Below are 20,706 nucleotides of genomic sequence, written 5' to 3' on the forward strand. Positions count from 1 at the left end.
TGTCTCTCTACAAATGATAGGTGGGTCGGGGAGCGTCTGACGTAAGCATCTGCTCCCAGGAGAGCAGCAGATCGGTCAACAGGAGTTCGCGGTTTACGCCCGCGACCCGCAACAGCTGCTCGCGGGTGCGAAACAGCGAGTGTAAAAAGTTTTGCAGCTGGGGCAGCGACAGGCCGGCGGCGAGCTGCTCAACCAGCGGTTGTTGGTCGGCGTTCGCCAGCCAGCGCGCGGCACCCTGCTGCCATTTCAGCGCGTCAAGGAGCAGCGTGGAGAGCCAGTAGAGGCGCATCGGCGCGCTGTCGTGGTTAAGCCCGGCGAGCAGCGCCAGGAAATCACGCCGTGATAACGCGTCGCCCAGGGCGCTGCACAGCTGCTGACGCGCCGCGCGGGCATCATCCTCAAGCAGCGTTAGGGCCGCCGCCGGCGCGCCGCCGCTTAAGCGCAGCGCAGCTTTGAGTTCGTCCGGGGTGGCGGACTTCTCACGTGCCAGCCAGGCCTGGGCGTAGCGCTCTTCCGGAACCGGAATGTGCCAGTAGAAGCAGCGGCTGCGCAGCGTAGGGAGCAGGTTTTCCGGCGCGTGGCAGCCCAGCAAAAACCAGGTGTTTTCCGGCGGCTCTTCGAGGGTTTTCAGCAGCGCATTGGCCGCCGCTTCGGTAAGCAGCGCGGCATCCGCAATCCACACCACCTTTGCGCCGCCGAGACGGGCGTGCTCATAAAGCTTTTCGCTGACGTCGCGCACGGCGTCGATGCCGAGGCTAGCCTTACCCTTCTCCGGCTCGATACGATAATGGTCCGGATGGGTACCGGCCTGCATCAGCTGGCAGCTCCGGCAGACGTTACAGCTTTTAAACCCATCCGGCTGCTGACACATCAGCCAGCGTCCGAGAGCGTAAATCAGCGCATCGTCGCCCATACCGGGCTGGGCGTGGATCAGTAACGCATGGTGTCCGCGCCCGGCCTGATGCTGGGAGATCAGATGCTCAAACGACGGGCGCAACCACGGATAGCATTTCATCAGCCCTGCGCCTCCATCCAGCGCACCACCGTATCGCGAATGTCCTGCGAGACCTGCTCCAGAGAACGGGTGGCGTCGATGGTTTTGATCGACGGCGTGGAGGCCGCCAGCGCCAGATAGCGGGCGCGGGTACGGTTGAAGAAGTCGAGCGACTCCTGCTCGATGCGATCCAGCTCGCCACGGGCGCGGGCGCGCTTCAACCCGACTTCCGGCGTAACGTCCAGATAGAGCGTCAGATCCGGGGCAAAGTCGCCCAGCACCGCCTGGCGCAGGGTGGCAAGCATATCGGCATCAATACCACGTCCGCCGCCCTGATAGGCCTGGGTCGACAGATCGTGACGATCGCCGATGACGCACGCGCCGCGCGCCAGGGCGGGCTTAATGACCGTCTCCACCAGCTGCACGCGTGCGGCATAAAACAGCAGCACTTCCGCGCGCTCGGTGATGGTCTCATCCCCGACGGATTTGATATCGAGCACCAGACTGCGCAGTTTTTCTGCCAGCACCGTCCCACCCGGTTCACGGGTAAACACCAGGTCGGTGACTCCGTGCGCCTGCAACGTTTCGATCACCAGGTTGCGGGCCGTGGTTTTCCCGGCGCCCTCCAGCCCTTCGATAACGATAAATTTACTTCTCATTCTTGCCCTTAAGCGCTTTCAGATAGGCCTGCACGGCCTGGTTATGGCTCGCGAGGTTGGTGGTAAACGCGTGACCGCCCTTCCCGTCAGCGACGAAATAGAGATACGAGGTTTTTGCCGGGTGCGCGGCGGCGTTCAGGGATGCCTGGCCCGGCATGGCGATCGCACCCGGCGGTAAACCAGAGATGATATAGGTATTGTACGGGGTCGGCGTCTCAAGATCCTTCCGCGTGATGTTCCCGGTATAGTTCTCGCCCATGCCGTAGATCACCGTCGGATCGGTTTGCAGGCGCATGCCGATACGCAGGCGGTTAATAAAGACCGACGCCACCTGATCGCGCTCGCTGGCGACCGCGGTTTCTTTTTCAATGATCGATGCCATGGTCACCAGCTGATTTTTATCCTGGTACGGCAGATCCTTCGCCCGCCCTTCCCAGGCCTCATCCACCGCGTTGACCATTTTTTCATGGGCGCGTTTAAGGATGGTCACATCGGTGGTATGGGCGGTGTAAGACCAGGTATCTGGCCAGAACCAGCCCTCTACCCACTCCGGGTTCTCAATTCCCACCGCGCTGGCGACGGTCTGGTAGCTGTTGTCTTTCAGCGTGTGCTGAATATAGGGCGCGTCGTGCAGCTGCTTGAGCCAGTCGCTCAGGCGCATGCCTTCCACCAGGCGCAGCGGGAACTGTGCCTCTTTGCCGCTGGCCAACAGGCGCAGGGCATCCCGCACCGTCATATCGGGCGTGAATCGGTACGTCCCGGCCTTGAATTTTGCCAGCTCTGGCTCGACCCGCAGCAGCCACTGAAACACGCGCGGACGGGTTATCACTTTCTCATCGTAGAGCTGCGCGCCAAGCGCGATACGTCCGGTGCCCGGTTTCAGGGTGAAAATGTGCTCTTCTTTTATCGCAACCTTGCTGTCAGCAAGCTGGTGCACTTTCCACAGACCAACGCCGGCCGCGATCCCAAGGACAACCAGTAAGAGCAAAGCGAAACGTAACATCTTCTTCATGACGGTATCGGTCACTCACAGTGTGGGGCTAAAAATTGGTAAAGCTCGCGCGAGACCCAGGTTCTGTTTTCAAACGCGCCGACCGGCACCAGCGGCATCAGGGCGTTACACAGGATCACCTCATCGGCCGTATCAAGCGTCGCGACAGTTTCGCTTACCTCATTGACCTGCCATGCGCTGTGCTGCAGGCAGGATAAAATACGCTGGCGCATCAGGCCGTTGACGCCTGCCTGATCGAGTCGGGGCGTGAACACCACCCTGCCCTTGCGCCAGAATAAATTAGCCGCACAGCATTCCGTAAGCCACCCGTCGCTGTCAAGCACCAGCGCTTCGTCTGCACCGGACTGGTCAAGATGAGAGCGAATCAGCACCTGTTCAAGGCGATTGAGGTGCTTGAGCCCGGCCAGAGAGGGGTTGCGGCCAAGTCGAATCGGGCTGAGTGTCAGGGTAATGCCACGCTCGCGCCACTGCGCGTAATGAGTCGGTAACGGGGAGACGCTCAGCAGCCGCGTTGGTGCCGTACAGCTCGCGGTACTATAGCCACGCCCGCCGCTTCCACGGCTGATAATGACTTTCAGCACCCCTTCGCGATGCTCCTCCGCTAACGCCACCATCTCGGTGTTCAGCTCAGCCCACGCGCTAAAGGGAATCAACAGGCGTTCGCAGGCCTGCTTCAGGCGTTCCAGATGTGCCACAAGCAGACACACCTCGCCGTCGCGAATGCGAGCCGTGGTGAAACAGCCGTCGCCAAACTGGATAGCCCTGTCGTTTGCGGGAAGCTTCTCCTGCCATGCACCATTGATTAAGAACATCGTCGCTCCTTTCGGTAAGCGAAACAGTGTCGCAGGATGACTGAGGGGGAGCAAGCGCATAACGCGCAAGAAAAAGGCCCGCAGATGCGGGCCTTCGCAGGCAGGAATCAGACCTTTTTAAAGATCAGCGAGCCGTTGGTACCACCGAAGCCGAAGGAGTTACACAGCGTGTACTCCAGACCGCTTACCTGGCGAGCTTCGTGCGGCACGAAGTCCAGATCGCAACCCTCATCCGGGTTGTCCAGGTTGATGGTTGGCGGTACAACCTGATCGCGCAGCGCCAGGATGGAGTAGATGGACTCTACTGCACCGGCGGCACCTAACAGGTGGCCCGTCATGGATTTGGTTGAGCTGACCAGAACACGTTTTGCGTCAGCGCCAAATACCGATTTCACAGCCTGAGCTTCGGCCACATCGCCCGCAGGGGTGGATGTGCCGTGAGCGTTAACGTAGCCAATCTGACCCGGGGTAATGCCCGCATCGTTAAGAGCATTCGTCATCGCCAGCGCAGCGCCTGCGCCGTTTTCCGGCGGTGAAGTCATGTGGTAAGCATCGCTGCTCATACCAAAGCCCACGATTTCACAGTAAATTTTCGCGCCGCGTTTTTTCGCGTGATCGTACTCTTCCAGCACGATCATACCGGCGCCGTCGCCCAGTACAAAACCGTCACGATCTTTATCCCACGGACGGCTTGCCGCCTGAGGGTTATCGTTGCGGGTAGAGAGCGCACGGGCAGCGCCAAAACCGCCTACGCCAAGCGGCGTACTGGCTTTTTCTGCACCGCCGGCGACCATTGCATCGGCATCGCCGTATGCAATCATACGCGCCGCCTGGCCAATGTTATGCACGCCAGACGTACAAGCGGTCGCAATAGAGATGCTCGGCCCACGCAGACCGTACATGATGGTCAGATGACCGGCTACCATGTTCACGATCGTGGACGGAACGAAAAACGGACTGATCTTACGAGGACCGCCATGCGTAAGCGCAGTATGGTTCTCTTCGATAAGACCCAGGCCACCGATACCGGAGCCGATTGCCGCCCCAATACGGGTTGCATTCTCTTCGGTTATTTCAAGGCCTGAATCCTGCATGGCCTGAATGCCGGCGACAATTCCATATTGTATGAAGGCATCCATCTTGCGTTGATCTTTACGCGAGATGAAGTCGTCACAGTTAAAATCCTTTACTAAGCCAGCAAATTTCGTTGCATAGGCGCTAGTATCGAAATGGTCGATTAGGCTGATGCCGCTCTGACCGGCAAGGAGAGCTTTCCAGGTAGACTCTACGGTATTGCCGACAGGAGACAACATGCCCAGTCCGGTCACAACTACACGACGCTTAGACACGGTTGTCCTCCAGGGAGGGAAAAAAAATACTTGTGGGACAAAAAAAGATAAAACTCAGGCGGTCGAATGACCGCCTGGAGATGTTCACTTACGCCTGGTGACCGTTGATGTAATCAATGGCAGCCTGAACGGTGGTGATTTTCTCAGCTTCTTCGTCCGGAATCTCAGTATCAAACTCTTCTTCCAGAGCCATTACCAGCTCAACGGTGTCAAGAGAATCAGCGCCCAGGTCTTCGACAAAAGAAGCACCGTTAGTAACTTCTTCCTGCTTAACGCCCAGCTGTTCGCCGATGATTTTCTTAACGCGTTCTTCGATAGTGCTCATACTCTTAAATTTCCTATCAAAACTCGCTTTCGCGATGGTTTTCGTAGTGTATAAAATGTTGAAAAAGATGCAACTAAATCCCGGCTGGTCGAACCACGATTTTACGCTATTTTGCGGGCAATCACCCCAATAACGCAAATCATTTTACTCCCGACGACTGCAAAAATTTTAGCTTAAGTGCTTGTTAAGACAGATTTCAGTCGCTTATAACACTTTGCGGCTGAGGATTGTCTCAAATATCACCACGCTTTGTCTTTTGTTTTATCGGGACCTGGTGGTTAAACCATGTACATTCCGCCGTTGACGTGCAGAGTCTCACCAGAGATGTAACCCGCTTCGTCAGAGGCTAAAAATGCTACCGCGCTGGCGATTTCTTTTGCGTCGCCTAAACGACCCGCAGGAACCTGCGCCAGAATACCCGCACGCTGATCTTCAGACAGCGCACGCGTCATGTCCGTTTCAATAAAGCCCGGAGCAACAACGTTTACAGTAATACCGCGCGACGCGACTTCACGCGCCAGCGATTTACTGAAACCGATAAGACCCGCTTTCGCCGCAGCGTAGTTGGCCTGACCAGCATTTCCCATGGTACCGACCACAGAACCGATAGTGATAATACGACCATGACGCTTTTTCATCATAGCGCGCATTACCGCTTTTGACAGACGGAAGACCGATGTAAGGTTGGTTTCGATAATATCGTTCCACTCATCATCTTTCATCCGCATCAGAAGATTGTCGCGAGTGATACCGGCGTTATTAACCAGAATATCTACTTCGCCAAACTCTGCACGAATATTTTCCAAGACAGATTCGATAGATGCTGCATCGGTCACGTTCAGCACCAGACCTTTACCGTTATCACCCAGATAATCGCTAATGGCTTTAGCGCCGCTTTCGCTGGTCGCTGTACCTACTACCTTCGCGCCGCGGGCGACCAGGGTTTCGGCAATTGCGCGGCCAATACCACGACTTGCACCGGTAACCAGTGCCACTTTTCCTTCAAAACTCATGGTTTTCCTCGTTTATTGCTCAAGCGCCGCCGACATCGCGTCGGGCTCGTTAATCGCCGCCGCGCTCAGGGTGTCAACAATACGTTTCGTCAGACCGGTCAGTACTTTGCCCGGCCCTACTTCATAGAGCTGTGTTACGCCCTGAGAAGCCATAAATTCTACACTCTTCGTCCACTGCACCGGGCTGTAAAGCTGGCGTACCAGCGCGTCGCGGATGGCATCCGGCGCGGTTTCGCACTTCACATCAACGTTATTCACGACCGGGATGGCAGGGGCATTAAAGGTAATGTTCTGCAGTTCAACGGCCATTTTCTCGGCGGCGGGCTTCATCAGTGCGCAGTGAGACGGCACGCTTACCGGTAGCGGCAGCGCGCGTTTCGCACCTGCGGCTTTACACGCAGCGCCAGCACGCTCAACGGCGTCTTTGTTACCGGCGATCACAACCTGACCCGGCGAGTTGAAGTTTACCGGGGAAACCACTTCACCCTGCGCCGCTTCTTCACAGGCTTTAGCGATGGCAGCATCGTCAAGACCAATGATCGCTGACATGGCGCCGGTGCCTTCCGGTACCGCGTCCTGCATCAGCTTACCACGCAGCTCTACCAGCTTAACCGCATCGGCAAAGGCGATCACGCCCGCACACACCAGCGCTGAGTATTCGCCAAGGCTGTGCCCGGCCATCAGCGCAGGGGTTTTACCGCCCTGCTGCTGCCAGACACGCCACAGTGCGACCGAAGCGGTCAGCAATGCAGGCTGCGTTTGCCAGGTTTTATTCAGCTCTTCAGCCGGGCCCTGTTGAACCAGCGCCCAGAGATCGTAGCCCAGTACCGCAGAGGCTTCGCGGAAGGTTTCCTCGATAACCGGATACTGCGCAGCCATCCCGGACAGCATACCGACAGTCTGCGAGCCCTGCCCAGGAAATACGAATGCAAATTGCGTCATGTTTTTAATCCTTGTTAATCAAAAACGAACCAGCGCTGAGCCCCAGGTGAAACCACCACCGAAGGCTTCGAGCAGCACCAGTTGACCGCGCTGAATACGCCCATCACGTACGGCTTCATCCAGCGCCGCAGGCACAGAGGCTGCGGAGGTGTTGCCATGTCGGTCAAGGGTCACGACCACGTTATCCATGGACATACTCAGTTTCTTCGCGGTAGCGCTGATAATACGCAGGTTCGCCTGATGCGGAACCAGCCAGTCCAGCGCAGAGCGGTCCAGATTATTCGCTTCCAGCGTTTCATCAACGATGTGCGCAAGCTCTGTTACCGCAACTTTAAAGACTTCGTTACCGGTCATGGTCAGATAGGCCGGGCTTTCGCTATCAACGCGATCTTTATTCGGCAGCGCCAGCAGCGCGCCATAGCGGCCATCGGCATGCAGGTGCGTGGACAAAATGCCCGGCTCTTCGGATGCGCCAAGCACCGCCGCGCCCGCCGCATCGCCAAACAGAATAATGGTACCGCGATCTTCAGGATCGAGAGTGCGCGACAGAACGTCTGAACCTACCACCAGCGCGTTTTTCACCGCGCCGCTTTTGATGTATTGATCGGCGATGCTCAGCGCGTAGGTAAAGCCCGCACAGGCTGCGGCCACGTCAAACGCCGGGCAACCTTTGATCCCCAGCATATTCTGGATTTCGCAGGCAGCGCTTGGGAAGGCGTTGCTGGCAGACGTGGTAGCGACAATAATCAGGCCAATATCATCTTTGTTGATACCCGCCATATCGAGCGCACGTACCGACGCTTCGTACCCCATGGTGGAGACGGTTTCGTTCGGTGCTGCAATGCGGCGTTCGCGGATACCTGTACGGGTGACAATCCACTCGTCAGAAGTATCCACCATTTTTTCCAAATCGGCGTTGGTCCGCACGTGCTCGGGCAGATAGCTGCCGGTGCCAATAATCTTCGTATACATGTACGCTCTGTCACTCTTGGGTAATATACCCGCCTCTTTCATTTGCCCTGACGCTGATAACCCGTCTGACTCGCCACCTCAGGGGTGTGGATCAGATTCACTGGCGTTCTCATCGTCCTGCAACGCAAATCCGGCAGGGTATAAACATTCCAGGCGAGAGGCAATCCGCTGGGGAAGTTGCCGCTGCACCGCCTGCACCGCCTGTTCGATCGCGACCGCAAACGCTCGCTGATTGGCCGCACCGTGACTCTTAATCACAGTGCCGCGCAATCCTAACAGACAGGCGCCATTATACTGGTCGGGGTTGAGGTGACTGAATCGCCTTGAGAGGCTTTTTTGTAACCAATGCTTTAATAAAATCAGCCACCACGACCTTTTTTTCCCTTCGCTTTGCGATTTCAGCAGCGAAAGGAACATTCTGACCACACCTTCCATCGTTTTTAATGTGACGTTTCCTACAAATCCGTCACAGACCAGCACATCGGTTTTGCCGGTTAATAATTCGTTCGCTTCGAGATAGCCAATATAGTTGATTGACGGCAAGGTTTTTAATAATGCCGAGGCATCACGGATGCTATCAAGGCCTTTCGTCTCTTCTTCACCAATATTCAGAAGCGCTACGCGGGGATTGTCGATGCCGAACACATCTTCGGCCATCACCGATCCCATAATGGCAAACTGCACCAGCATTGTGCTGTCGCAATCAACGTTGGCGCCTAAATCCAGCACCACGGTTTTTCCTTTCTGCTGATGGGGCAAAACCGTCACCAGCGCAGGACGCTCAATACCGGCAATCGGTTTGAGCAGCAGTTTGGCAAGCCCCATCAACGCACCGGTGTTACCGGCGCTGACGCACGCCTGAGCGCGCCCCTCTTTAACAAGCTCTAACGCTATCCGCATCGAGGTGCCGCGACTGTTGCGGACTGCCTGAGACGGGCGAGCATCACTGGCGATAACCGACTGCGCAGGGATAATCTGCAAACGTGAACGTTGTTCGAAGTCAGCTTTAGCGAGTAATGGTGTTATAGCGTCGGGATCGCCGACTAAAAGAAGGTGAAGCTGCGAATTAGAATTCAGTGCCTGCAAGGATGCAGGCACTGTCACGGATGGGCCAAAATCGCCCCCCATGGCATCTAACGCTAAGGTTAGACGTGTCAAGGTATCGTCGATGTCCGGTTATCCCCGCTTGCGCGGGAAATACCCTAAGCACCACGCTTGCGCGTGATTACTTAGTGATAACCTTACGACCGCGATAGTAACCGTCAGCGGTTACGTGATGACGCAGGTGGGTCTCACCAGAAGTCTTGTCTACAGACAGGCTGGTAACAGCGGTCAGAGCGTCATGAGAACGACGCATGCCGCGTTTGGAACGGGTTGGTTTATTCTGTTGTACGGCCATGGACCTTACTCCTCAATTACTTACGCTTTAAACTGGCTAATACGGCAAAGGGATTCGGCTTTTGCGCTTCTTCAGGCAGTTCACCAAATACCATGTCCGCGTCGGACACTTCACAGTGTTCAGAATCATGCACCGGAACTACTGGGATGGAGAGAATGATTTCATCCTCAACCAAAGCAAGCAGATCGATTTCACCGAATTCGTTAACCTCAATCGGTTCATACGCTTCCGGGAGTGCTTCAGCCTGCTCGCTTTTCGCGATCGGACTAAAACAATACGTTGTGTGGACATGATATGGGAACGTTTTACCGCAACGCTGACACTCGAGCGTTACCGATACCTTCGCATCGCCGGTTAACACCGCAAGACGTTGGTTATCGATAGCAAACGACATGGAGCATTCCACATCACTGTCCACACTGACTACAGATGCGGCGACACGCTCCGCCTGTTCCGGGGTATAGATACCCTGGTAATCGAGGCGTTTTTGAGCGGTGCGAACCGGATCAAGAGTCAGGGGTAATTTTACCTTTTGCATAGGGCGCGCATATTAACTTTGTAATGTCATAGAGTCAAAGGAAAAGGCAGCCATCAGCGCCTTTTACTATTTATTCGCACACAATTGCGGCGCACAGTTTAAGATGGCTTTCACTGATTCGCTATATCTGGCAATAAAAAAATGACCGCAATTGTTCTTGCTTCCACGTCGCCGTTTCGCCGCGCGCTGCTGGAAAAACTGGATCTTCCCTTTATCACCGACGCGCCTGATGCCGATGAAACACCCTATCCACATGAATCGGCGCCACAACTGGTACAGCGGCTCGCGGGTGCCAAAGCGCAGGCGCTGGCGGCGCGTTATCCGCAGCATTTAATTATTGGCTCCGATCAGGTGTGCGTACTTAACGGCGTCATTACCGGCAAACCCCATACCCGTGAAAATGCGATTGCTCAGCTTACGCAGGCGAGCGGAAATAGCATTACCTTTTACACCGGACTTGCCCTGCTCAATACCGCAACCGGACGGCAGCAGACGCTGTGCGAGCCCTTCCAGGTGCATTTTCGGCAGCTGCAGGCGCAGGAGATCCATGCGTATGTTGATAAAGAGCAGCCGCTGCACTGCGCCGGCAGTTTTAAAAGCGAGGGGCTTGGCATTACGCTGTTCGACAGACTGGAAGGGCGCGATCCCAATACCCTGGTTGGGCTGCCGCTTATCGCGCTTTGCGAGATGCTGCGCAACGAGGGCGTGAATCCGCTGCAGGCCTGAACAAAAAAGCTCCGCACTGCGGAGCTTTTGACGCTTACTTTTGATTGCGCAGCACGGTGAGACAGCGCTTCAGCTTGTCATCAAGCGGGGCTTCAATGCGGATGGTCTCCCCGCTGGCGGGATGCTCAAACTTCAGCGCCGCCGCGTGCAGGAACAGCCGATCAAGGCCGGTACCGGCAAGCTGCTTGTCAAACTCGCGGTCGCCGTAGCGGTCATCGAAGGCAATCGGGTGACCGGCATGCAGCGTATGCACGCGAATCTGGTGGGTACGTCCGGTAACCGGGCTGCAACGCACCAGCGTGGCCTGCGCGTAGCGCTCTTCCACCTTGAAGCGCGTCTCAGACGGTTTCCCTTCGCTGTTAACCCGCACGATACGCTCCCCACTTTGCAGAATATTTTTCAGCAGCGGGGCCTGCACTACTTTCACGTGCGACTGCCACTGGCCGCGCACCAGCGCCAGGTAATCTTTCTGCATACCTTTATTACGCAGCTGTTCGTGAAGCGAACGCAGCGCCGACCGTTTCTTGGCGACCAGCAGTACGCCGGAGGTATCCCGGTCCAGACGGTGCACCAGCTCAAGGAAGCGTGCATCGGGGCGCAATGCGCGCAGCCCTTCAATCACGCCAAAGCTCAGCCCGCTGCCACCGTGTACCGCGGTACCTGAAGGCTTGTTCAGCACCAGAATATGATCATCTTCATAGAGGATAACTTCGCTCAGTTTCGCCACCTTATTCAGGTGCGGCGACACGGCGTCCTCTTCGCGCTCGGCCACTCTCACGGGCGGCACGCGCACTTCATCGCCGTTTTCCAGCTTATATTCAGGCTTGATGCGCTTTTTGTTAACCCGCACTTCACCTTTACGGATGATGCGATAGATCATGCTTTTCGGCACGCCCTTAAGCTGGGTGCGCAAAAAGTTATCGATACGCTGCCCGGCTTCTTCATCAGAAATGGCAACGATTTTGACGGATGGACTCTCTGTTTTCATGGTCGGCGATTCTAATTGACCCCGCTGGCATAGCGCCACTCATTTTTCTGTGCTTATATTTACAATCTGCTCTCATAACCTGTCATTTCTCGCGGCTGGTTGTTAATAGAACAGCCGCAGTTAGCAGGTTGAAAAACTGTGAGTAAGCAGGTGATAAATGGCAAAAGTCATCTTGCTATAACAAGGTTAGCAGTGAATAATGTTATCGTTTTCCGTGTTAAAACTTGTTAAAACAAGATGTTTTGCGGAATTACCCATTTTGCCCGGCCGTTCACTCACGCAGCAATGGCGTAAGACGTTGTGAACTTTCAGGCAGTTAGCGGGCTGCGGGTTGCAGTCCTTACCGGTAAATGGAATCATCTCTGGCGATATTTTCCCAGGCTATTCCCCTGATAATTGCGCTGTTTTTCCTTATGAAAAACAGGCTACCGACACTTTGCGCCTCTTAAGCGAGCGATAACCGTGAGGTTGACGACGCGAATAGTCACGAGGCCATCGGTTCACCCCCGGAAAGGCGTCACCATGCCCGCAGCTTAGTCGTCAATGCAAGAATAATGAGTAAGTTACGATGAAAAGAATGTTGATCAACGCAACTCAGCAAGAAGAGTTGCGTGTCGCCCTTGTTGATGGGCAGCGTCTGTACGATCTGGATATCGAAAGCCCAGGACACGAGCAGAAAAAAGCGAACATCTACAAAGGTAAAATTACCCGTATCGAACCCAGTCTTGAAGCCGCGTTTGTTGATTACGGCGCTGAAAGACACGGTTTCCTTCCTCTTAAAGAAATCGCCCGCGAATACTTCCCCTCAAACTACTCGTCACACGGCCGTCCAAACATCAAAGACGTGCTGCGCGAAGGTCAGGAAGTTATTGTTCAGATTGATAAAGAAGAGCGTGGCAATAAAGGCGCCGCGCTGACCACCTTTATCAGCCTTGCGGGTAGCTATCTGGTACTGATGCCGAATAACCCGCGCGCCGGGGGGATTTCCCGCCGCATCGAAGGTGACGATCGTACCGAACTGAAAGAGGCGCTTTCCAGCCTCGAACTCCCGGACGGCATGGGGCTCATCGTGCGCACCGCAGGCGTAGGCAAATCTGCCGAAGCGCTGCAGTGGGACCTGAGCTTCCGCATGAAGCACTGGGAAGCCATTCAGAAAGCCGCGGAAAACCGCCCTGCTCCGTTCCTGATCCATCAGGAAAGCAACGTTATCGTGCGCGCGTTCCGCGACTACCTGCGTCAGGATATCGGTGAGATCCTTATCGATAACCCGAAGGTACTGGAGCTTGCTCGTCAGCACATCTCCGCGCTGGGCCGTCCGGATTTCAGCAGCAAAATTAAGCTCTACACCGGTGAAATTCCGCTGTTCAGCCACTATCAGATTGAATCCCAGATTGAGTCGGCCTTCCAGCGTGAAGTGCGTCTGCCGTCCGGCGGCTCGATCGTTATCGACTCCACCGAAGCGCTGACCGCGATCGATATCAACTCCGCACGTGCAACCCGCGGCGGCGACATCGAAGAGACCGCGTTCAACACCAACCTGGAAGCCGCGGACGAAATCGCGCGCCAGCTGCGTCTGCGTGACCTCGGCGGCCTGATCGTTATCGACTTTATCGACATGACCCCGGTACGCCACCAGCGCGCGGTAGAAAACCGTCTGCGCGAAGCCGTACGCCAGGATCGCGCCCGTATCCAGATCAGCCACATTTCGCGTTTCGGCCTGCTGGAGATGTCCCGCCAGCGCCTGAGCCCGTCTCTCGGCGAGTCCAGCCATCACGTCTGCCCGCGCTGTAGCGGCACCGGCACCATCCGTGATAACGAATCGCTGGCACTCTCCATTCTGCGTCTTATCGAAGAAGAAGCGCTGAAAGAGAACACCCAGGAAGTGCACGCTATCGTGCCGGTTCCGGTGGCCTCCTACCTGCTGAACGAAAAACGTGAAGCGATCTCCGCCATCGAAACGCGCCAGGGCGGCGTGCGCTGCATCATCGTGCCAAACGATCAGATGCAGACCCCGCACTACTCCGTACTGCGCGTGCGCAAAGGCGAAGAGACCCACACCCTGAGCTACATGCTGCCGAAGCTGCATGAAGAAGCGATGGCGCTGCCGTCAGATGAAGAGTATGCCGAGCGTAAGCGCCCTGAGCAGCCAGCCCTGGCCACCTTCGTGATGCCTGACGTTCCGCCTGCGCCGCCGGTCGAGACCAAAGCCGCACCGGCTGCGCCAGCCGCCAAAGCCGCTGAGAAAACCGGCGCTGCTGGCAGCGAGACCGGGCTGATTGGCCGCATGATGCGCGCGCTGAAATCCCTGTTCGCCTCAGAGCCGGCAGTGGAAGAAAAGCCTGCCAGCGAAGAGAAAAAAGCCGCCACCGACGGAAAACAGCAGGATCGTCGCAAGCCGCGTAACAACAACCGTCGCGATCGCAATCGTGACAGCCGCGAAGGTCGTGAGGGTCGCGAAGGTCGTGACAACCGCAATAATCGTGACGCGCGCGATAACCGTGATGACAGCACCGAAGGTCGTGAAGCGCGTGATGAGAACCGCCGCAACCGTCGTCAGGCGCAGCAGCAGAACGGCGAAACCCGTGAAGCGCGTCAGCCGGTCGCCGATGAAAGCGAAAAGCCGAAGCGTGATGACCAGCCGCGTCGCGAGCGCAACCGTCGCCGTTCTGATGACAAACGTCAGGCGCAGCAGGAGGTTAAATCCCTGCAGCGTGAAGAGCCACAGCCACAGCCGCAGGTCGAAACTGACGTCGAGCAGGACGATCGCGTTCAGGTGATGCCGCGCCGCAAACAGCGTCAGCTTAACCAGAAAGTACGTTTCACCTCTGAGGCGGATCGCGCAGCAGCGGCTGCAGCAGACGCTGAGCAGCAGGCCGCCGTGGATACCGCCAGCACCGAGGTTGCAACACGTCCTCTGCCTGCGGTTGTCGACAATATTGAGCAGGATGATAACGGTGAAGGCCGTAGCGACGGTGCAGGTATGCCGCGTCGTTCACGTCGCTCTCCGCGCCACCTGCGCGTGAGCGGTCAACGTCGTCGTCGCTACCGTGACGAACGCTATCCGACCATCTCGCCGATGCCGCTGACCGTGGCCTGCGCCTCGCCGGAAATGGCATCGGGCAAGGTCTGGATCCGTTACCCGGTGGCGAACCCTGTTGAAGAGCAGGTTGATACTTCTAACGAAACCTTCAGCACCGTTCCGGCAATCGAAAACACCGTTGAGGTAGCCGCTCAGGCGCTGACGGTGGAACCTGAAGCCCCGGCGGCAGAGCCGCAGGCACCGGTGGTGGAAACCCGTCATCCGGAAGCGATTGCCAGCGCCGTTGACGAGCAGCCGCAGATCATCGCACCAGAAGATGAAGCCGTAGCGCAGGCCGTTGTCGAAGAGGCCACCCCGGCTGAAACTGAAACCGACCGTCGCGCTGAGATTGCTGCGGATATCGCCCAGACCGCACCGGCACTGGAAGACGCCACCGTTGACGCCCCGCAGCAGACGGCTTCCGCGGAAACCGTTGAGGCTGAAGAGGTGAAGGCTGATGTTCCGGCAGTCACCGACGCGCCTGACGTTGCAGAGGCCGCGACCGTGACCGAGGCGCCGCAGGTTGCAGACGCACCGGCCGTGACCGAAGCACCGCAGGTTGCTGAAGCGCCGACTCAGGCCGCTGACGCAGCACCAGCGGTGGTCTCTCCGGCTCGTACCGAGTCAGCGCCGGCGGTAACCCGTCACGCTGCCGCGCCGATGACCCGCGCACCGGCACCGGAATACGTACCGGAAGCGCCGCGTCACAGCGACTGGGTTCGCCCGACGTATGCGTTCGACGGCAAAGGTTCGGCGGGTGGCCATAGCGCGACTCACCAGGCCGCTGCCCCGGCAACGCGTCCACCGGCAGCAGAGTAACTTTCTGCCGCTGAAAAAGCCGACCTCAGGGTCGGCTTTTTTTTGGCGCCTGCACGCCCGACAGGCCGGGCATCACCTCACGCATCAGCGCCAGGAACTTGCACAGCCGTGCAGGCTGATAGCGCGCATGCGGATACACCAACCGCACCGGCAGCATGGCCGCCTGCCAGTCCGGCAGCAGGTTAACCAGCCGGCCCTGCGCCAGCTCATCCCGCACCACCCATGCCGACACCACCGCCGCACCCAGCCCGGTCAACGCCGCCCCCTTCACCGCATAGAGACTGTCTGAGCTGAGGCGTGGCGCTATCGGCAGCCGATACACCTCGGCGGTGGCGGCGTGCGTCAGGGTCACTTCATGCTGATAGAACGTGCTCAGCGCCACCCAGGGCAGCGCGGCCAGATCCTTTACCTCTTTGACCGCCGGATAGCGCGCCAGGAGTTCCGGCGAGGCGATAACGATGCGGGGAACCTCTGCCAGCAGCACCGATACGTTGGCGGGATCGGTTTCCGTCCCCACCTGAATGGCGCAGTCGATGTTCTCGGCAAGAAAGTCCACCGATTTGTCGTTGAGCATCCACTCCACCGAGAGCTTGCTGTGCGCCATCAGAAATTCGGTCAGCGGCACCAGCAGCTGCTCCTGACCGAAGGCATGCGGGGCCCGCACGCGCAGCACCCCTACCGGTTCCTCATCGGCGTTTTTCAACTCGTCTTCCAGGCTTTGCCAACCGGCAAGCAGCGCCTGGCTGTGATGGAAGCAGCGCTCGCCGTCATCGGTGAGCTTCATGGCATGGGTTGAACGCAGCAGAAGCTTTGCGCCGAGCAGCGTTTCGAGGGTTTGCAGACGCCGACTCACCGTGGCCTGGGTGGTGCCGAGCAGCAGCGCCGCCGCAGAGAGCGATCCGCTTTCGACGATCCGCACAAAGGTCATCATCAGCTCCAGCCTGTCTATACGTTCTTGCCGCTTCATAATCTCTCTGCTTATACATTGCACGTATAACTGTTTTACCATCAGCCGGTCTACCAGGCCAACCCGTAACAGGTAAAAATGCCGTCACAGACCTGATGAGGACATCCTGATGAACACCACTCCCACCACCGCCCCTTCCGGGCTGGTTATTGTGATTCTGGCCATGGCCGCCGGCCTTAGCGTAGCGTCTATCTACTACGCCCAGCCCATTTTGCCGCTGATAGGCAGTGACCTGCAGCTGAGCGTCAGCGGCATGGGGTTGATCCCGACCCTGACTCAGGTCGGCTACGCGCTCGGCATTCTGTTTCTGCTGCCGCTCGGCGATCGCCACGACCGTCGTACCTTGATCCTGATAAAAAGTAGCGCACTGGCGCTACTGCTGGCGCTGTGCAGCTTCTCGGGCGGCCTGAACGCGCTGCTGGCGATCAGCCTGCTGATTGGCATGATGGCAACCATGGCGCAGGATATCGTCCCGGCGGCCGCAATGCTGGCACCAGAAGGTAAACAGGGGAAAACCGTCGGCACGGTCATGACCGGCCTGCTGCTGGGGATCCTGCTGTCGCGTACCGTGAGCGGGCTGATTGGCGAGGCCTTTGGCTGGCGCGTGATGTATCAGCTTGCAGCGGCCAGCATCGCGTTTGTCGGGGTGCTGCTGTGGGCCGTGCTGCCGCGCTTTGCTGCACACTCGACCCTGAGCTATCCGGCACTGATGAAATCCATGGCGCACCTGTGGATGCGTTACCCGGAACTGCGCAGCGCCGCGCTGGCCCAGGGTTGTCTCTCCATCGCCTTTAGCGCGTTCTGGTCGACGCTGGCCCTGATGCTGCTGGAAACCCACCACCTGGGCAGCGCAGTGGCGGGCGGATTTGGTATTGCCGGTGCCGCGGGCGCGCTGGCCGCACCGCTGGCCGGGGCACTCGCCGACCGCACCGGCCCGGCGCGGGTTACGCAGCTCGGTTCGGGGCTGGTGATCATCTCGTTTGCCCTGATGTTTACCCTGCCGCTGCTCTCTCCGCACTGGCAGCTGGTGATTATCGCGATCAGCGCCGTGGGCTTTGACTTTGGTTTACAGGCGTCGCTGGTGTCGCATCAGACGCTGGTCTACAGCCTTGAACCTGCGGCGCGCGGTCGTCTGAACGCCCTGCTGTTTACCGTGGTGTTCGTGGGTATGGCGTTGGGATCGGTGCTGGGGGCGCAGGCCTGGGCGCTTGCCGGCTGGTCTGCGGTAACCGGACTTGCCACGCTGGTGGCGGTAATCGCGCTGAGCATCCGTCTGCTGGACGCCGCCCGCGTCTCGCGTGCCGCCTCGCTAGCGCGTCAGTCATAGCGAAAAAAAAGCCCGCTCCGGGGTGAAGGGAGCGGGCGTAAAAAACATGCCCAGTTTCCAGACATGCCAAAGAGGTAAAACGTTTATCTGTTCAGCTGGAAGAGCGACATACCCTGCATATCGGTGAACGACTTATAGGATGCCTGCAGTGCAGCCTGCTGCATGGTGTAGTTGGAGATGGTTTCGTTCCAGTCCACGTCCACCAGCGAACTCATCTGCGAGGTCTGAATCAGCTTGCGGTCCGCACCGAGTGAATCCAGGTTATCCAGCTCGTTAAGCTGCGTACCCAGTTCGGCCTGCACGGTCGAAACGTTGTTCAGGGAGTTTTTCAGACCGCGCGAGGTTTTCGCCACGACGTCACGCAGCGCCTGCTGGTCTGCATCGCTCAGCCCTTCCATCGGTGTATTCAGTGCCGCAATCGCGGTATCCAGCATGTTGAACACGTTGGTTTCGCTCGGGGAACCGTCCGGCTCAGGAATAGCGTTGCTGGTAACGCGGTCGAACACATCGCTGCCGATATGACCAACAACCATGGTACGCGAGCTGTCAACGTTCTGAGTGATGCTCTCGGTGCCGCCGCCGTAGGTGACGCTGCCCGCCGCACCGGTGAACGGTGCGCTCTGGGTCTGGTAGCCGGCGAAGATAAAGCGGCCGTTACCGTCGGTGCTGTTCGCCAGGTTCAGCAGCTGATCGCGTAACCCCTGCAGTTCCGTACCGAGTGAAGCACGGTCGTCGTCGCTCAGGGTGCCGTTCGCGGCATACACCACCTTCTCCTGCGCCGAGGTAATAACCGTCGTCGCCTGGCTCAGAACGGTGGTTTCCAGCGAAATTTTCTGGTTCGCAAAGTCGCGTGCCACCGCATACTGGCTGTTCTGCGCCTGGGCCTGCGAGAGCACCACGGCCTGGGCGGCGGCGATCGGATCGTCAGACGGGCGGTTAACGCGTTTGCCGGTGGACATCTGCTCACCGTAGTTCAGCCAGGTGCTCTGGGCATCGCTGATGCCGCGCATGCTCTGCTGATACATCATTTGGGTGCTAATACGCATCGTGCTGTTCCCTGTTAACGAATCTGGAGAATGGCATCAAACAGTGCTGATGCGGTTTGCAGTACCTGCGCGTTCGCCAGGTAGTACTGCTGGTAGCGCTGCAGGTTGCCGTACTCTTCATCGAGGTTAACCCCGGAGACCGACTGCTGCTGGTTGGTAAGCTGCGTCACCACGTTGCCCTGCGTCGTGCTGGACGTCTTCAGGGTATTGGTGGTGTTACCCACGGTGCTGACCATCGCCGCGTAGGCATCGTTGAAGGTTTTATTGCCGCCAACGGTTTTGCGGTTTTGCAGATCGAGCAGCGCCTGGCCGTTACGGTTGTCGCTCTCGCCCGCGGTCGGGTCGGCCGCCATGGCAATGTCTTTCTCTTCGTGGACGTTAACGTCCATTTCGATTATGGCCCCGTCGTAAGGCTTGATCACAAAGCTGTCTTTGCTCGCCGCCGCACCGGTGATATCCACCTTCAGGCCGTCAAACTCCAGCCCGGTGATGTTGCCCGCGCCATCGTCGGTCACGGTCGCAGTGGCGGTGGTGTTATCAGACAGACGGGTTACGGTCCAGTCGGTGCCGTTGAACGCCAGTTTGTAATCCGTGGCCTTCATCGCGCCGCTGTCGGTCATGCTGGTGGTCAGCGCGGCCGTCCCGGTGTTACGGGCGTTAGCGAGCGTGGTGGAGCCGCCGAAGTTGAAGAATTTCTGGCCCGCGTTGCCTTCTGCGTCAAAGCCCAACTGATGCTGCTTGTTGAACGAATCGGCGAAGGAGACCGCCAGCTGGCCGAGGCTGTTGCGTGCCTGGTCCAGATCCTGTGCGCGGAAGGTCATCAGGCCGCCAAGCGAGCCGGTGGTGATGAGCTTTTCCGGGATCTCAATATTGCCGGCGATTTTGTCGACGTAGGCGACGGCCATACGGGATGGATCCCCGTTAGACGGAACGGCTGCCAGCTGGTTAGCGGTGGTGCCCTGTACCAGGGTGTAGCCGTTTGCCATGGTCAGGTTGACGGTGCCGCCATCCTGAATAGAGACGTCCACGCCCACCACGCGGTTAAGCTGGTTGATCAGCTGATCGCGCTGATCGAGCAGGTCGTTCGGGGTCTGGCCGCTGCCCATCGCGGTCATACGGGTGATCTGGTTGTTCAGATTGGCGATCTGGGTCGAGTAGTTATTGATCTGCTCAACGCTTGCGGTAATCGCGGTATTGATCTGCGTACCCTGCTCGCGCAGGTAGTTGTCCACCACTTTTAACTGGCTGACCACGCCATCGGCTTTGCCGAGCAGGGTCTGACGCGCCGCCGGATCTTCGGCGTTGCTCACCAGGGTCTGCATGGATTTAAAGAAATCCTGCATGGTGGTGGAGATGTTATTGGTGGTACCGGAGAGCATGTCGTTGATTTTAGACATCTGCTGATAGCGCGAGGTCAGACCGCTGCCCTGGTTTTCGGCCGCGCGCAGCTGGTTGGTGACAAAGGTGTCATATTCGCGCTGCACGCCGGAAACGTAAACGCCGTTTCCAACCCAGCCACCGGAACTCAGGGTGCTGTTTGTTTGCCCCAGAACCGTGGTCTGACGGGTGTAACCGGCAACGTTATAGTTAGAAATATTATTACTCACCGTATTGAGTGCGTTTTGAGCCGCACCCAGGCCACTCATCGCACTATTAATCAAGCTAGACATGGAGGTTCCTTATGAACAATCAGACAGTAGTCCTGATGAAATTTATCGGCAGGACCACCGCAAACTTGA

The 20,706-nt window shown here is 57.7% G+C and carries 19 protein-coding genes; 3 read left to right on the top strand and 16 right to left on the bottom strand.

Annotated features, from left to right (window positions below):
- Positions 1-7 precede the first annotated feature (7 nt).
- From holB to yceD, 12 genes are all read right to left on the bottom strand, one after another.
- Positions 8-1,015, bottom strand: a complete 1,008-nt coding sequence (gene holB, locus DW58_RS06375) for a DNA polymerase III subunit delta' (RefSeq protein ID WP_024549490.1) — start codon at positions 1,013-1,015, stop codon at positions 8-10.
- The gene (gene tmk / locus DW58_RS06380; RefSeq protein WP_024549489.1) at positions 1,015-1,653 is read right to left on the bottom strand and encodes a dTMP kinase; all 639 of its coding nucleotides are present in this window, start codon (positions 1,651-1,653) and stop codon (positions 1,015-1,017) included. Before tmk ends, holB begins: the two co-directional genes overlap by 1 nt.
- Entirely contained in the window at positions 1,643-2,665 is a 1,023-nt protein-coding gene (yceG, locus tag DW58_RS06385; protein ID WP_024549488.1) for a cell division protein YceG, read from the bottom strand. The genes tmk and yceG overlap by 11 nt, the downstream gene beginning before the upstream one ends.
- Before the next feature lie 11 nt (positions 2,666-2,676).
- Positions 2,677-3,477 carry an aminodeoxychorismate lyase gene (gene pabC / locus DW58_RS06390; protein ID WP_024549487.1) on the bottom strand — a complete coding sequence of 267 codons (801 nt, stop codon included), beginning with the start codon at positions 3,475-3,477 and terminating at the stop codon, positions 2,677-2,679.
- Between the two features lie 107 nt (positions 3,478-3,584).
- Positions 3,585-4,826, bottom strand: coding sequence for a beta-ketoacyl-ACP synthase II (gene fabF / locus DW58_RS06395; RefSeq protein WP_024549486.1), 1,242 nt, complete (start codon positions 4,824-4,826; stop codon positions 3,585-3,587).
- 88 nt (positions 4,827-4,914) lie between these two features.
- Positions 4,915-5,151: an acyl carrier protein gene (acpP, locus tag DW58_RS06400; RefSeq protein WP_024549485.1), complete on the bottom strand. Its 237-nt coding sequence runs from the start codon at positions 5,149-5,151 to the stop codon at positions 4,915-4,917.
- A gap of 278 nt (positions 5,152-5,429) precedes the next feature.
- On the bottom strand, positions 5,430-6,164 hold the full coding sequence (gene fabG / locus DW58_RS06405; RefSeq protein ID WP_024549484.1) for a 3-oxoacyl-ACP reductase FabG: 735 nt from the start codon (positions 6,162-6,164) through the stop codon (positions 5,430-5,432).
- 12 nt (positions 6,165-6,176) lie between these two features.
- Positions 6,177-7,106 (bottom strand): ACP S-malonyltransferase, encoded by a 930-nt coding sequence (fabD, locus tag DW58_RS06410; protein ID WP_024549483.1) that lies wholly within the window; start codon positions 7,104-7,106, stop codon positions 6,177-6,179.
- Positions 7,107-7,124: 18 nt separating this feature from the next.
- Entirely contained in the window at positions 7,125-8,078 is a 954-nt protein-coding gene (locus tag DW58_RS06415; RefSeq protein WP_024549482.1) for a beta-ketoacyl-ACP synthase III, read from the bottom strand.
- A 78-nt stretch (positions 8,079-8,156) separates the two neighbouring features.
- Entirely contained in the window at positions 8,157-9,236 is a 1,080-nt protein-coding gene (plsX, locus tag DW58_RS06420; protein WP_029592619.1) for a phosphate acyltransferase PlsX, read from the bottom strand.
- Positions 9,237-9,303: 67 nt separating this feature from the next.
- A complete protein-coding gene (rpmF, locus tag DW58_RS19975; RefSeq protein ID WP_024549480.1) occupies positions 9,304-9,477 on the bottom strand; it encodes a 50S ribosomal protein L32 in 174 nt (57 codons plus the stop codon).
- Between the two features lie 16 nt (positions 9,478-9,493).
- On the bottom strand, positions 9,494-10,015 hold the full coding sequence (yceD, locus tag DW58_RS06425) for a 23S rRNA accumulation protein YceD (protein WP_024549479.1): 522 nt from the start codon (positions 10,013-10,015) through the stop codon (positions 9,494-9,496).
- Between the two features lie 141 nt (positions 10,016-10,156).
- On the opposite strand from yceD, the gene DW58_RS06430 reads away from it, so the two are divergent.
- The gene (locus tag DW58_RS06430) at positions 10,157-10,741 is read left to right on the top strand and encodes a Maf family protein (RefSeq protein ID WP_024549478.1); all 585 of its coding nucleotides are present in this window, start codon (positions 10,157-10,159) and stop codon (positions 10,739-10,741) included.
- A gap of 34 nt (positions 10,742-10,775) precedes the next feature.
- Here DW58_RS06430 and rluC read toward each other — a convergent pair whose 3' ends face one another.
- Positions 10,776-11,729 (bottom strand): 23S rRNA pseudouridine(955/2504/2580) synthase RluC, encoded by a 954-nt coding sequence (gene rluC, locus DW58_RS06435; RefSeq protein ID WP_024549477.1) that lies wholly within the window; start codon positions 11,727-11,729, stop codon positions 10,776-10,778.
- A 568-nt stretch (positions 11,730-12,297) separates the two neighbouring features.
- Here rluC and rne point away from each other — a divergent pair.
- On the top strand, positions 12,298-15,627 hold the full coding sequence (gene rne, locus DW58_RS06440) for a ribonuclease E (protein ID WP_024549476.1): 3,330 nt from the start codon (positions 12,298-12,300) through the stop codon (positions 15,625-15,627).
- A gap of 25 nt (positions 15,628-15,652) precedes the next feature.
- Here rne and DW58_RS06445 read toward each other — a convergent pair whose 3' ends face one another.
- Positions 15,653-16,636, bottom strand: coding sequence for a LysR family transcriptional regulator (locus DW58_RS06445; RefSeq protein WP_071789268.1), 984 nt, complete (start codon positions 16,634-16,636; stop codon positions 15,653-15,655).
- A gap of 67 nt (positions 16,637-16,703) precedes the next feature.
- Here DW58_RS06445 and DW58_RS06450 point away from each other — a divergent pair, with 67 nt between their 5' ends.
- On the top strand, positions 16,704-17,921 hold the full coding sequence (locus tag DW58_RS06450; protein WP_024549474.1) for an MFS transporter: 1,218 nt from the start codon (positions 16,704-16,706) through the stop codon (positions 17,919-17,921).
- 83 nt (positions 17,922-18,004) lie between these two features.
- On the opposite strand, the gene flgL is transcribed toward DW58_RS06450, so the two are convergent.
- Positions 18,005-18,967: a flagellar hook-associated protein FlgL gene (flgL, locus tag DW58_RS06455; protein WP_024549473.1), complete on the bottom strand. Its 963-nt coding sequence runs from the start codon at positions 18,965-18,967 to the stop codon at positions 18,005-18,007.
- Between the two features lie 14 nt (positions 18,968-18,981).
- Positions 18,982-20,637 (bottom strand): flagellar hook-associated protein FlgK, encoded by a 1,656-nt coding sequence (gene flgK, locus DW58_RS06460; RefSeq protein ID WP_024549472.1) that lies wholly within the window; start codon positions 20,635-20,637, stop codon positions 18,982-18,984.
- Positions 20,638-20,706 lie beyond the last annotated feature (69 nt).

Origin of the sequence: Siccibacter turicensis LMG 23730 (assembly GCF_000463155.2) — a bacterium.
GTDB lineage: Bacteria > Pseudomonadota > Gammaproteobacteria > Enterobacterales > Enterobacteriaceae > Siccibacter > Siccibacter turicensis.

Coding starts and splice junctions, on each gene's coding strand:
- DW58_RS06445 (WP_071789268.1), bottom strand. CDS start 16,636: ATGGTAAAACAGTTATACGTGCAATGTATAAGCAGAGAGATTATGAAG.
- DW58_RS06415 (WP_024549482.1), bottom strand. CDS start 8,078: ATGTATACGAAGATTATTGGCACCGGCAGCTATCTGCCCGAGCACGTG.
- flgL (WP_024549473.1), bottom strand. CDS start 18,967: ATGCGTATTAGCACCCAAATGATGTATCAGCAGAGCATGCGCGGCATC.
- tmk (WP_024549489.1), bottom strand. CDS start 1,653: ATGAGAAGTAAATTTATCGTTATCGAAGGGCTGGAGGGCGCCGGGAAA.
- yceD (WP_024549479.1), bottom strand. CDS start 10,015: ATGCAAAAGGTAAAATTACCCCTGACTCTTGATCCGGTTCGCACCGCT.
- flgK (WP_024549472.1), bottom strand. CDS start 20,637: ATGTCTAGCTTGATTAATAGTGCGATGAGTGGCCTGGGTGCGGCTCAA.
- fabD (WP_024549483.1), bottom strand. CDS start 7,106: ATGACGCAATTTGCATTCGTATTTCCTGGGCAGGGCTCGCAGACTGTC.
- rne (WP_024549476.1), top strand. CDS start 12,298: ATGAAAAGAATGTTGATCAACGCAACTCAGCAAGAAGAGTTGCGTGTC.
- pabC (WP_024549487.1), bottom strand. CDS start 3,477: ATGTTCTTAATCAATGGTGCATGGCAGGAGAAGCTTCCCGCAAACGAC.
- holB (WP_024549490.1), bottom strand. CDS start 1,015: ATGAAATGCTATCCGTGGTTGCGCCCGTCGTTTGAGCATCTGATCTCC.
- rpmF (WP_024549480.1), bottom strand. CDS start 9,477: ATGGCCGTACAACAGAATAAACCAACCCGTTCCAAACGCGGCATGCGT.
- rluC (WP_024549477.1), bottom strand. CDS start 11,729: ATGAAAACAGAGAGTCCATCCGTCAAAATCGTTGCCATTTCTGATGAA.
- fabG (WP_024549484.1), bottom strand. CDS start 6,164: ATGAGTTTTGAAGGAAAAGTGGCACTGGTTACCGGTGCAAGTCGTGGT.
- DW58_RS06450 (WP_024549474.1), top strand. CDS start 16,704: ATGAACACCACTCCCACCACCGCCCCTTCCGGGCTGGTTATTGTGATT.
- acpP (WP_024549485.1), bottom strand. CDS start 5,151: ATGAGCACTATCGAAGAACGCGTTAAGAAAATCATCGGCGAACAGCTG.
- yceG (WP_024549488.1), bottom strand. CDS start 2,665: ATGAAGAAGATGTTACGTTTCGCTTTGCTCTTACTGGTTGTCCTTGGG.
- DW58_RS06430 (WP_024549478.1), top strand. CDS start 10,157: ATGACCGCAATTGTTCTTGCTTCCACGTCGCCGTTTCGCCGCGCGCTG.